9 protein-coding genes are annotated in these 12,827 nt (G+C 53.3%); 3 read left to right on the top strand and 6 right to left on the bottom strand.

Annotated features, from left to right (window positions below):
* The first annotated feature begins 406 nt into the window (after positions 1–406).
* Genes AC4QZR_RS11105 through AC4QZR_RS11115 form a run of 3 tightly spaced genes read left to right on the top strand, consistent with a single transcriptional unit; the run spans position 407 to position 3,664 of the window.
* Complete coding sequence (locus tag AC4QZR_RS11105) at positions 407–1,249, top strand: UDP-2,3-diacylglucosamine diphosphatase (protein WP_494480987.1); 843 nt, start codon at positions 407–409, stop codon at positions 1,247–1,249.
* A complete protein-coding gene (locus AC4QZR_RS11110) occupies positions 1,246–2,232 on the top strand; it encodes a glycosyltransferase family protein (RefSeq protein WP_494480988.1) in 987 nt (328 codons plus the stop codon). The genes AC4QZR_RS11105 and AC4QZR_RS11110 overlap by 4 nt, the downstream gene beginning before the upstream one ends.
* A gap of 55 nt (positions 2,233–2,287) precedes the next feature.
* The gene (locus tag AC4QZR_RS11115; protein WP_494480989.1) at positions 2,288–3,664 is read left to right on the top strand and encodes a GH1 family beta-glucosidase; all 1,377 of its coding nucleotides are present in this window, start codon (positions 2,288–2,290) and stop codon (positions 3,662–3,664) included.
* A 173-nt stretch (positions 3,665–3,837) separates the two neighbouring features.
* Here the strand turns inward: AC4QZR_RS11115 and AC4QZR_RS11120 are convergent, their stop codons facing one another.
* The 6 genes from AC4QZR_RS11120 to AC4QZR_RS11145 all read right to left on the bottom strand — a co-directional run bounded on the left by AC4QZR_RS11120 (position 3,838) and on the right by AC4QZR_RS11145 (position 12,813).
* Positions 3,838–4,920 carry an SGNH/GDSL hydrolase family protein gene (locus tag AC4QZR_RS11120; RefSeq protein ID WP_494480990.1) on the bottom strand — a complete coding sequence of 361 codons (1,083 nt, stop codon included), beginning with the start codon at positions 4,918–4,920 and terminating at the stop codon, positions 3,838–3,840.
* A gap of 132 nt (positions 4,921–5,052) precedes the next feature.
* Positions 5,053–6,009 carry a sugar phosphate isomerase/epimerase family protein gene (locus AC4QZR_RS11125; protein ID WP_494480991.1) on the bottom strand — a complete coding sequence of 319 codons (957 nt, stop codon included), beginning with the start codon at positions 6,007–6,009 and terminating at the stop codon, positions 5,053–5,055.
* Positions 6,010–6,046: 37 nt separating this feature from the next.
* Positions 6,047–7,237 carry an Sb-PDE family phosphodiesterase gene (locus AC4QZR_RS11130; protein WP_494480992.1) on the bottom strand — a complete coding sequence of 397 codons (1,191 nt, stop codon included), beginning with the start codon at positions 7,235–7,237 and terminating at the stop codon, positions 6,047–6,049.
* A gap of 23 nt (positions 7,238–7,260) precedes the next feature.
* Positions 7,261–8,253 carry a phosphodiester glycosidase family protein gene (locus tag AC4QZR_RS11135; protein ID WP_494480993.1) on the bottom strand — a complete coding sequence of 331 codons (993 nt, stop codon included), beginning with the start codon at positions 8,251–8,253 and terminating at the stop codon, positions 7,261–7,263.
* 90 nt (positions 8,254–8,343) lie between these two features.
* A complete protein-coding gene (locus tag AC4QZR_RS11140) occupies positions 8,344–9,672 on the bottom strand; it encodes a RagB/SusD family nutrient uptake outer membrane protein (protein WP_494480994.1) in 1,329 nt (442 codons plus the stop codon).
* Between the two features lie 18 nt (positions 9,673–9,690).
* On the bottom strand, positions 9,691–12,813 hold the full coding sequence (locus AC4QZR_RS11145; RefSeq protein ID WP_494480995.1) for a SusC/RagA family TonB-linked outer membrane protein: 3,123 nt from the start codon (positions 12,811–12,813) through the stop codon (positions 9,691–9,693).
* Positions 12,814–12,827: the final 14 nt, after the last annotated feature.

Raw genomic sequence — 12,827 nt, forward strand, 5'->3', positions numbered from 1 at the left:
GCTACCTCAAAAAGGGCACAAAACGTAAAATGCAAGTGGGGCTAAAAGCAAAAAAGTCTGTAAGCTTCTTGTTGGCAGGCCTTTTTGGTGTTGGTATCTCTACCAGCAGACAAACCCTTCTCAGCCTGCCTACGTTTTCGCGTTCCTTTCCCAAATATAACATAAGCATAACCCACTCATAACGTGCACTTAACATCCTCTCCATACTTTTGGAAAGTGAAAAAAGAGCTTTAGCCTAGGGGATTTTTCTAAACGATTAAAGCATGAAAGCAATGGCACGTGTAACCGACAATCCTATTCGCATCTTAGCGCGGAAGCTTCTGGACATTCCCCTCTACCGACTGCATTCCCTCTACTCTCCTTTTAAGTTTATAAAAGTTTACCAAATCTCACCCACGCCTGGTATATGGCAAAAAAAAGAAAAGTTGAAGTAGCCGTTCTATCGGACGTGCACCTGGGCACCTACGGGTGCCATGCCAAAGAGCTCCTCGCATACCTGAAGAGCATCCATCCTGACGTCCTCATCCTGAACGGTGACATCATCGACATCTGGCAGTTCAGCAAAAGCTACTGGCCGGCCAGCCATATGAAAGTGGTCAAGCACCTGATGGGCCTCATCGCAAAAGGGACCAAGGTATACTACATTACCGGAAACCACGACGAGATGCTGCGTAAGTTTGAAGGCTTTCAGATGAGTTCTTTTCAAATCGTGAATAAGTTGGTGCTGGAGCTTGACGGCAAGAAAGCCTGGTTCTTCCACGGCGATGTGTTTGACGTCACCATGCAGCACTCGAAATGGCTGGCCAAACTGGGCGCCCAGGGCTACGACCTGCTTATCCTGCTCAACCGCCTGGTCAACTTCTGCTGTCTTAAGCTCAACCGGGACAAGGTGTACCTTTCCCGCAATATCAAGAATAGGGTGAAGAGCGCCGTTAAGTTCATCAACAACTTCGAACAGACAGCCGCCGACATAGCCATCACAAACCGTTACGATTACGTGGTTTGCGGCCACATTCACCAACCTGAAATGCGTGATGTCTCTAATCACGCCGGAAAGGTTACCTACCTCAACTCCGGGGACTGGATTGAGAACCTGACGGCCCTGGAGTATAACAGTAGAGCTTGGAGCCTCTACAAGTTCAGAGAAGATCTGGACGTCGTGGTGATGGAGGAAGAGGAAGAGCATATACCAACTAGTATACAGCTCTTCCAAAGCATGATGGTGGAATTCAATCTAAAGACCGCTTGAAAATTCTGTATGCCATTCAGGGTACCGGCAACGGCCACCTGACAAGAGCCCTGGACATTATTCCTGCTTTGCAGCAGCATGGCGAAGTCGACCTGCTGGTAAGCGGCTGCCAGGTAGACCTACCCCTGCCCTATCCTGTGAAGTACCGCATGAAGGGGATGAGTTTCATCTTCGGAAAAAACGGCGGCGTAGACTTCTACAGGACCCTTGCCCAGGCCAACTCCCGAAGCTTTTACAGGGAAATAAGGCAGCTCCCCGTAAAAAATTACAGTCTGGTCGTTTCGGACTTCGAGCCGATCTCTGCCTGGGCCTGCCTGCTGGCCAAAAAACATTGCGTCGGGTTGAGCAACCAGGTGGCGGTGCTCAACAAACAGGTGCCGAAACCGGAGAAAGCGGACCACATGGGGAAATTCATTCTGAAGAATTACGCTCCGACCACTGCCAACTATGGCTTTCATTTCGCCCGCTTTGATGACACCATCTTCACGCCCGTTATCCGAAGACAGGTACGGGAACTGGAGGTCAGCAACCAGGGGCACTATACGGTATACCTGCCTGCCCACGACGATCATAAAATCGTGAACCGACTCACGCAGTTCAGGCAAATCGAGTGGCAGGTTTTCTCCAAACACAACAAGCAGTCCTTCCGGCACCAGAACGTATCGGTGAAGCCTATCCAGAACGAAGCCTTTTTGCAAAGCATGGCATCTGCTGCAGGTGTGCTGTGTGCGGCAGGTTTCGGGACACCATCTGAAGTGTTATACCTGCAGAAGAAACTGCTGGTCGTGCCCATGAAGAACCAGTTTGAGCAGGCATGCAATGCCGCCGTCCTTCAGCATATGGGCGTTGCCACGATCAAAAGCCTGAAGAAGAAACACCTGCCAAAGATTTACGACTGGCTGGAGCACGGGCTGCCGATACAGGTAGACTACCCTGACGAAACCGAAGCCATCGTGCAGCGCATTGTGCACGAAAACGCCTAACCAAGTTCTAAAGCTTTTAACGCAGCAGCTCCTGGCAAAGGAAGCTGCTTTTTGTATGATAGATAGTAACAACGTAAACAAACAGCCTGAACTGAACAGGTCAGCCTTTGGCGATCATTTCAAGTGGGGAGTTTCCACAGCAGCCTACCAGATCGAGGGTGCACACGAAGCGGAGGGCAAAGGGCTTTCCATCTGGGATGTCTTCTCTGGCAAAAAGGGAAAGATCAGGCAGCGCCACCACGGCAACCATGCCTGCGACTTCTTTAACCGCTACCCCGATGACCTGGAACTGATGCAGTCCATGGCTATACCTAACTTCCGCTTTTCCCTCTCCTGGCCCCGGCTTCTGCCAGCTGGTACCGGCTGCGTAAACCAGCATGGGGTGGCCTATTACGATCGTCTCATTGATCATTGCCTGGAGCTCGGCATAGCGCCCTGGCTGACGCTCTACCACTGGGACCTGCCGCACGAACTGGAAAAGAAAGGGGGCTGGGCAAACCGCGATATTGTGGGCAGGTTTGAGGAGTATACTGCCCTGGCGGTGAACCTTTACGGTGACCGGGTGAAACACTGGATGGTGCTGAACGAGCCAATGGTGTTTACTGGGGCCGGCTATTTCCTGGGGGTGCACGCGCCCGGCCGACGTGGTTTTGGTTCGTTTATACCTGCCGTGCATCATGCGGCCCTTAGCCAGGCAGCCGGTGGCAGAGTCATTAAAGATTTAAGACCCGAGGCGGAGGTGGGCACGACCTTTTCCTGCTCCCATATAGAACCGCTACGACAACGCGAAAAAGACATGCAGGCAGCCCGACGGGTGGACGCCCTGCTAAATCGCCTCTTCCTGGAACCAGCGCTGGGGCTGGGTTACCCGCTGGACGACCTCCGGTTCATGCGTCGCATTGAGAAGTATATGCTTCCGGGGGACGAAGAAAAGCTGGCGTTCAACTTTGATTTCATTGAGGTGCAGAACTATACCCGGGAGGTGGTGAAATATGCTTTCTGGACGCCTTTTCTGCAGGCAGTCCTGGTGCCTGCCCGCAAACGCGGCGTGCCGTATACCCTGATGAACTGGGAAGTATACCCGGAAAGCATCTACCACATGCTGCACCAGTATAGCCATTATGAAGGTATACCCAAGCTTATCATCACCGAGAATGGTGCCGCTTTTCCGGATGAACTCAGGGACGGACAGGTGCATGACCCGGAGCGGTTATGTTACCTGAAACGTTACCTGCAACAGGTGCTGCGGGCCAGGCTGGAGGGCGTGAACGTGCAGGGCTACTTTGTCTGGTCTTTCGTCGACAACTTTGAGTGGGCCGAAGGCTACGACCCGCGCTTTGGGTTGGTACACGTGGATTTCGAGACGCAGCAACGAACCATTAAAAGCTCGGGCTACTGGTATCGCGACTTCCTTCGGGGCAGCATTTGGTAGCAGCATGTTATGGCTGCATTACCCCCCATTATATTACTGTTAAGCCTGCTCGCACCCATTTTTTAAGTCAGATAAGGGCTATACCTTTACTTCAGGTTAGTTAATAAGGTGAGATTAGTTTAGTTAAGGAAAAAATGCCCGCCGTTTGGCGGGCATTTTTGTTGCAAGGCGCACTACCGGATCTTCAGGATATGGCTTATTGACTGCTTAACCCTTTCTGCAACTTTGGCTTGTCCCAGATCGGAAAGATGCACGCCATCAGCCATGGCGTCGTGGTCGTGGCCGGTCAGTTCGTGACTCAGAATGTAGTAGAGCTGTCGGTATCCCTCTTGGAGTAATTGCTGGTAAGCCTGCCGCAAGGCTGCATTCTGTTGGGTTACCCTTTCGTTGACTTTTGCATCCCAGTGCCCGTTTTCCCGGAATATACTTTCGACCAGTAAGATCGGGGTGTTCGGTTGTAGCTGCCGGAGCCGTTTGATGAATGGGACGGCCCGGCTGTTGATTTCTTCCGGAGAGGGGTTGGGCACGCAGTCGAGCACATACAGATCAGCCGGGGTTTTACCCAGAATCTCGGCCATCTCGATTTCCATTTTACTTGCCCCACTAAAGCCTAAATTAACCGTTCCCACATTCAGGTCCCTGGACACGATCGCCGGGTAGGCCATACCTGGGCGGGAGGCGGAGGCCCCCTGCGTGATGCTCGACCCGTAGAAGACTATTTTATTAGATGGCAGGTATGTTCTGTCTGCTGGTTTGATCTTAGCCTTTTCTGCCACGCCGATTTCGATGCTTTTCACGGCTGCATACAAGGGCAGGCATACCTTGTAATGGCGCATCGCACCGTCTAGGTTCGAGATAAACGTGGCCGTATTCGCAACACCAGATGGCTTTGCAGAAGCAACATACTGCCAGGCGCTGCCATTCCAGCCGTACAGGTCCAGTCCGTTGATGGCCAACGGGGTCATGTTCCACAAATTCATGTACTCCTCCAGGGTCCATTTCACCTGTATGCTTCGGGAGTCTGTCTGGAATAGCAATTGAAGTCCGGCTGAATTGGTTGCGAGCCTCCGTACTTTTTCAGGCAGACTGGTCAGTTCAGCTGAATCCAACCGATGATAGATTTCCGAATTGCCGGCTCCCCAACGCCCGGACAGAGTCAGGCTTTTACCGTCTACAAATTTAATGTCGGTTTCCTGCTGCGCCAGCAGGCACAGAGGGCTCCAGGCAAGCAGCAAAAGAAGTAAAGATTTTCTCATAAGTCGTTCTCTAAGTGTCCGCTGTGCTCACTTTTAGAAGGTAAAAAATCACGTGCAGTATGAAAAGCAAGAAAAAGCGACTAACGCGTTTCCGCACGTCAGTCGCCCTGATCCCTATACCTGTATACCTGCTTACTTTCTGCCTTGCAATTGTTTCTCTTCTATAAAGGTGCTATACATCGATTCGTAGCAGGCTTTCAGATCCCGGGCGTCGTCAAATGCACTTTCGAACAGGAACGGGCCAGTGTAGCGGGCTTCGTGTAGGGCTGCCAGTATTTCGGTCCAGTTGTTGGTCCCTTGTCCTGAACAAGGGAAGAAATGATTCTCCGCCTCCCCGGTGCCGTCCGCGATGTGCACCGATTTCAGGCGTTTGCCCAGAGCACGGATTAGGTTTTCAGGGTGTTTGATGTGGTTCATGTCCACGGCCGCATAAATGCTTTTGGGCAGACGGTTCATGATCTCCACAGTCTCTTCCACGGTACGACACAGCGGGCGTTCCCGCTCCGCGTCCACCAGCAGTTCGGGGCCCAGCATGTTTTCGACCACCATCGTCGCCTTCATGCCCCGGACTGTTTCGTTGAGCTCAGTAGCCGATTTGACCAGCTGCTTCTTGCGGGCCTCGCGCTCGTTGAGGCCCAGGTAATAGCTTGGGTGGAAGAGAATGATCTTAGGCTGCAGGATTTTGCAGTACCCGAGCACTTTCCGGTGCATGGTTACCACCTGCTGGCGCTCTTCATCGTCTGTCAGAGAGAGGTCAATGCGCTTTCCAAAGGGCATGTGGATGGACCATACCTGAATGCCGGCGTCGTCTGCTGCTTTTTTGGCCTTTTGCATAAGGGCCGTCATCTCCTCATCACTCACTTTGAAATTCCGGTTGCCGTCGATCAGGCCTCCGAAGGAAATCTCCACATAGTCCACTCCAACTGACTTGGCATACTGCATCTGTTCCGCAGACACTTTGGTCAGTCCCAGCGCATAGCCAATTTTGAGGGGTTTCGGTGCCTTTTTGGGCAGGCCAGCGACAGCAGATGTTGCCGCCACGAAGCATATGACCAACACCAGCAAAGGTTTACTGAAGGCTTTTTTCACGCTTTTTCAAATTAAGGGTCGTGTTATATTTTCTTTATTACTCGGTCACCTTGACCCGCAGCTCCGTCTCAAGTGCTTTCTCCGGGGAAACCAGTACATTCTGCACCTCAAAGCGAAGCGCCACTTCCTGCAACTCCTGCCACAAAGTCTTTAAGGTCAGCTTTGCCGTCTCATGGGGTTTCAGGGTGATGCGGCCCAGCGGCAGGTTCTCGAAGTCATGATCGCTTTGGCACACCACTTTGTAGGGGATGTCGGAGTTGTTTTGAATGTGGATCTTGATGACAGGCTCGACGTTGCGCTGGGTGCTTTTCACAGCCTTTATATCCAGGGAGGCTTTGAAGAAGGCATCCATCTCCTCTTCACGGCCCACCAAGTAATCGTCAAAGTAAACCGCCGTGCGTCGCGCCTGCAGCGCCTCCCGGATTCCCTCCTCCGAGCGTTCCGCGGCGAAGACAAGCGTCATCGGCCGGTGCGTGTGGCGGTAGGTATAGCTGATGTCCCTGTGCTCGTCAGAATTAGCCAGCATGGTCAGGTTATACTTCTCGGCCATGCGGTGGGCTTCCAGGTTGTAGATACCCGAATTCACGACTTCTACACCATGTAGCAACCCTTCTGCGAGCATTTTCCTATGCAGGTCCGAGAAGAGGTCCAGGCCATACTTGTCCTTGTCCCACCACCGGTAGTTGGGGTGATTGTAAAAGATAAATGCGCCCTGCTTTTTGGCCTCGCGGAAAGGAGCCAGCAGCTGTTTTTCCGTTGGGTTGTCCTTCATCACAAACTTACTTTTCCCGTCTTTCATGTAATCGGAAGGCAACTTGTTGGCATCCTTTACAAACAGGGCGTTGTGGTGGTAAGGCGTCACGCGGGGAGAGATCTCCACCCCTTGTATCACAAGCACATTGGTTTTGGCAGCCGACTCCGTAGCGATCTGGTGCGACTTGTTGTAATCCTTGCTGATCTCGTCCGGATAGCCTTCGTAGTCAATGTGCTCGGTGATTGAAATGGCGTCCAGTCCGTCGCGGTCTGCCTCGTACAGCCTAAAGGACGGCCACACGTGCCCGTCCGAAAAGACCGTGTGCATATGGAAATCACACTTTAGGGTCTGGTAGCCAGGTATATCCGGCAGCTTTACTTTCTCCTCTGCTTTTGCTGCGGACTGGGCGTGCAGATCTGCACCGAATCCCAGCAGGCAGGCCCACAGTAATGGGGCAAATTTCTTTAGCTTCATGGGTTATCTCTTATAAGAACAGACTACTTCCCTTCCGCCGAAGCTGCGCCTGCGGACTTATCAGTTACCATGATATAATTGCGGATCCGGCGCTGCCCGTAGTGGTCGAAGCGTTTGTTGTCGGTCGGGTAATTGATCACACCCTCCCCTTTGATCCACATGGTGGTCGAGCCGCCACCGTCCAGGTTCAGAGCGTACGGTGGGTTAAAGTATTTCCGGATGAACTGCGTCAGTTCTTTGGCCGACATACCTGCGGACTTACCTGCATGACGTCCATCGACGGTGATGAACAGCACCCGTTTTTTATCCACAGTGGCGATGGCCGTGCGCGGATGTCGCACCCCTTGGTGCCGGTCAGGGTGCTCGTAATCGAGCTGCTCCAGAGGCTTGTCCTGCGATTTGGCAAAAGTCTCACCCACGGGCTTGTAGTCGAAGATAAGCATCGGAGAGCCGGAAATGATGTTGGCATAGGGCATCTGCGTGTAGGAAGCGTTGTCGCCGTAAGCGATACCCATTTGCTTTTTGGCACCATCGTAATAAAACGCGCCTTCGTGTTTCCAGAAAAGTTTGTGATCGGTCGGCACGGTCACGGATGTTTTGATCTCGTTATCCGCCTTGAAAAAAGAGGAAGACTGCCCGTTCTCCACCAGTTCGTAATAGGTGCCGTTGATGGCTGCCAGGGCCGGTTGGTGCGCTTCCGCCACAGCCGACAATGAATCCTCCGGAAACACGTTGTCCAGCACCAGATCATACTTACCTGAGGCCAGGTCCACCTCCAGCACATTCACGATTTGCGCCGAGGCAAACGGCTGGTAATATTGGGTGAAGTTATACTTTATAAAGCCGGTAGAGAGCGTGTCGATCTTCCAGCCAGCTGTGTCCTGGAGTACCGGATTTACTTTTGCTACGGCCTGGAGACCTGTTTCCGGTTTCGTGGGCTGGCAGGCCGCCAGTATACCTGCCGCAAGCGCCAGAAAGCTGAGTTTTTTAAATGTCATGTTGAAGTTAAAATGCATGTAGTTGGGAAGTTAAAAAGAAAGGAGCAACCCTAACGGCTGACTCCTTCCTCAGTTAAACAATCAATCAATCTATTTTCATCCTGGTTCTTAATACCCCTGATTTTGCGTCAGCACACCATTCGACAGGTTGAGCTGGTCACCGGGAATCGGCAGCACATACTGGTTGGCATTCTGAATATTGGGCAGGTCGATCGCCTTGCCCGTGCGCACCAGGTCGAAAAACAGGAATCCTTCGCTATAGAGCTCTCTTCTGCGCTCTTCCAGCACCGCGTTTAGGTAGGCTTCGGGTGTGGCAAAATCAGTCGTCTCGTACGCCTCCACGCCTCTGATCCGGCGAAGTTCGTTCAGGAAGGTGATGCCCTGCTCCAAAGGCAGCCCTTCGGCACTGATCAAATACATTTCCGACAGGCGGCTTACAATCACCGGCTGCACATCCCAGTACTTGCTCACGATCACGTTATAGGTTTTGTCGGCATTGTAAATGGTGTCGATGTTCACCGCGCCGCGCACGTCGGCCGGGGTATAGAGCGACTCCAGTACTTCGGTGGAAGGCTGCACAAAGTAGGAGCCTGCCCAGGTCGTGCCGTAAGGCCAGAACAAACTGGAGAAACGCTGGTTGGTTTCGGTTTTGAGGTTAGCGAAGGCAAAAAGCACTTCGCGGGAAGAAGCCGTGTTGCGGAAGATGCTACCATAATCGGCCACCAGGCCCAAGCCGCTGCTCTGGATTACGCTTTGCGCCAGCTGAGCCGCCTCGGCCTTGTTGCCTCTGGCCAGCAATACGCGCGCCTTCAGCGCCGTAGCCGCTTCTTTGGACACGCGCTTGTTGGTGGCTTCTTTCAGCGGTTTAGCCTCTGCGATGGCAAAATCCAGGTCTTTGATGATTTGCTCCCATACTTGGTCGGCGGTGTTGCGCGGCAGGTTTTCGGTCGTGTTTTCCACGATTACTGGCACGCCGCCAAAAGCAGTTACCAACTGGTAGTACAGGTGGGCCCTTAGGTAGCTCGCTTCAGCTTTCACCACTTTCACGCTTCCCTGTCCTCCCAGCTTATCACTGGCCTCAATCACGTTGTTAGCGCTATAAATGGTCCTGTAGGTATTTTTCCAAAGTGATGACGAATAGCTCAGCCCGTCGTCTACCCCGTTGCCGGTGATCAGACGGCCGTAGGCGCTGTTGTTGCCGGAAAGCGGAGTCCAGGTATAGTTGCCGCCCCGGATGTCGTTGATCAGGTAGTTGTCCCGTTCCGGGGTGGCGGCGCGGTAGAGGCCGTTTAGGAAAAAGCCGATATTGCTCTCGTTGATCTGATCAGGCGATACGGCGCTCTCCGGTGTTACATCGAGTTCTTTACTGCACGAGGAGAAAAGAACGCTTGCCCCCAGGGCCATACTGAAAGCTGCTAGTCTGTATGTTCGAAACATGTTATACGCTGTTAAAAATTAGAAACTTACATTGATCCCAGCCATGAAGCCACGTGGCTGTGGCGTCACCAGGTTATCGATGCCAAACGAGCGGGCGTCGAGTGAGCTGGAAGCCTCCGGGTCGTAGCCGCTGTAACCGGTGAAGGTATAGAGGTTGTTGCCGGACAGGTATACCCGCGCCTGCTGGATGGCCAGCTTCTGCAGCATCGAGGTAGGCAGTTTGTAGCCGATGGTCAGGTTCTTGATGCGCAGGTAAGACGCGTCCTCCACAAAGTAGCTGCTGTTCTTCATGTTATAGGCGCTTTTGGTGGCACGCGGCACATCGTTGCTGGTGCCCGGTCCGGTCCAGCGGTTTTCGTAGGTATCTTTTATCTGGTTGTAGTCGCGGCCACCCATGTGGTCCAGGCCCGAGCGCCAGGCAGCGGCGATCTCATTGCCGAGAGAGAAGGTCGCAAAAAGCGAGATGTCAAAGTTGCCGATCTCCACGTTGTTGGTCAGGCCGCCGTACAGGTCGGGCTGGGCGCTGCCGATCACCGACAGGTCGGCCGAGTTGATCAGGTTGTTTCCGTCCAAGTCTTCAAAGATCATGTCGCCCGGGCGCACTCCCTGTTTCTGCAGCGCTTCGTGAATCTCCTCGATGTGCTGGTAAATGCCCTGTTGCTTATACCCGTAGAACACGCCCAGCGGCTGGCCTGGAATAATAGCGTTCCAGCCCCCAACCTGGATCGGCTCATTGCCGATCAGGCTGGTCACTTGGTTGCGGATAGAAGCCATGTTCAGGCTGGTACTCCAGCGGAAGCGATCCCTCTCCATGTTGACGCTGGTCAGGGTAAATTCATGCCCCTTGTTTTCCATGGAACCGATATTGGTAGTGCGGTGCGTAAAGCCGCTGGTGGCCAGTGTCGGCACATTATAAAGCAGGTCGTCGGTATTCTTAATGAAGTAGTCATAGGTAAGTGCCAGACGGCCGCTCAGGAACGAAAGGTCCAGGCCGAAGTTTGTCTGTCGGGTGGTCTCCCACTTCAGATCCAGGTTCCCCAGCGAGGTAACCGACAAACCGGTTTCGGCGCCGTAGTTGTACCCGCCCGATGCCAGCGGCATGTAGCTGTAGATGCCGATGCCATCCTGGTTGCCGGTCTTGCCCCAACTGGCGCGCAGCTTGCCAAACTCCATCCATTCGGCTGTCGGGAAGAAGTTCTCGCTTGTGAATACCCAGCCCGCCGACACAGAAGGGAAGTAAGCATAGCGGTTGTCTTTGTGAAACTTGGAAGAGCCGTCGTAGCGCAGCGAAGACGACAGGAAATAGCGGCCTTTGTAGTCCAACTGCATGCGTCCAAGGTAAGACTCCATCGCATACTTGTTGGCGTCTCCGCTTGCCGTTGTGACCGTGGCAGAGGAAATGTGCCTGAAGTCATCCGATGGAAACTCCGTGCCCTGGGCGTTGTTAAAATCGTAGGCATCCTGGTAGAAGGTATAGCCTACCATGGCTTCCGTGTTCAGGTCTCCGCCCCAATTCTTGAAGAAGGTCAGCGTGTTGTCGATGTTTTGCGACACCCGGTTGCCGCGCGTATCGATGGTCAGGCCTTTGCCGGATGCGTAGGGGTGCAGGCGGGTCTGGTGACGGAAGCCGCGGCCAAAGCGAAGTTCGGCGTTGTAGGCTGTGTGCCAGGTAAAGTATTTGAGGAAGTTGACGTTGCCGTACAGGTTAATGAGTGCCTGGTAGTTTTTGTCCTCGATCAGATCGTTTTCCAACACCTGCACGCCATTGTGGCGCAGGATGTCCTTACCGCCGATGTTGAACGTGCCATCGTCTTTGTAAATCCGGTCATAGGGGCGTTGCTCGAGCGAACGCTGGAAAAGCGCCGTGCCCTGGTCGCCGTTTGGTGCCGAGGAGCTGTTGGTATAGTTACCGCCAAATCGCAGACCAAAATTGAGGACTTTATTTGGGGTAAAATCCAGGTTAGTACGCAAAGAGTAGCGTTCCAGCGCACTATTTTTCAACAACCCCTCCAGGTTCTGGTAACCTACTGAGGTATAGTATTTCACGGTGTTGCTGGAACCACTGAATGAAAAATCAGTCTGATGCGTTGCAGCTCCCTCGTTGATGATCAGATCCTGCCAATTCACATCGTACGGATCAGCCGGCACGTTGCCGAGCACTTTGTTGATGTCGATGTAACCGCTTTTGCCCGGGATCAGGCCCAAATCGCGGTTATAGTTATCCGCGGCCTCCTGCTGCAGGCTAATGTACTCCTGTGGATTGAGCAAATTCAGCTTTTTAGGCATCGTCTGTATACCTGACACCTGCGAAACCGTGATCTTGGGTTCGCCTTTGCGACCTTGTTTGGTCGTGATCAGAATCACGCCGTTGGCAGCGCGGCTCCCGTAAATGGCGGCCGAGGCGGCATCTTTCAGCACCTGGATGGACTCAATATCGGAAGGATTGATCAGCGAGAGCGGATCCTGGATGAACTCGCCGGTATAGTTGTAGCTGGCCCGTGCTTTGGAGATTAGAATGCCGTCTACTACATACAGCGGTTCGTTGTCACCGTTGATCGAGCTCAGCCCCCGGATGTTGACGCGGGAAGCGCCACCGGGCGTACCGTTGCTTATTGTCAGGTTTACGCCTGCCACCTGGCCCTGCAGCAACTGGTTGGCACTCGGCACGTTACGGTCCGCCACATCTGCCGGGTTTACGCTGGAGATGGCTGTGGTGATGTTGCGGCGGGTGTTCTGGCCGTAACCAATCACCACTACCTCGTTGAGCTTCGACTCAGCTACTTTCAGCTTCACCATCAGGGATTCTTTCTCCCCTTCCTCCAGGGTGTAACCAGTTAATGACTGCGATTCGAAACCGATGTAGCTAAACGTGAAGGTATACGGACCGCCGAGTGGTAGCCTACTGAAGGAAAACATACCTGCTGCGTCGGACGTGGTACCGCTGGTATAGCCTGTGCTTTCGTTTTTGGCCAGCACCGACACGCCGATGAGCGCCTCGCTGTTACCATCCTGCACCACGCCTACTACCTGCTCCGGTGCAGCCTGGCCATAACCGCTATGCCCGTACAGGACGGCCAGCATGAAAAACAAAAGAACCTTCGGCCATATTGGCCGGCCTTTCCTGATAAACTTAACTCTCATAGTGTATGTGTTTG

Source organism: Pontibacter sp. YIM B11418 (assembly GCF_059278805.1).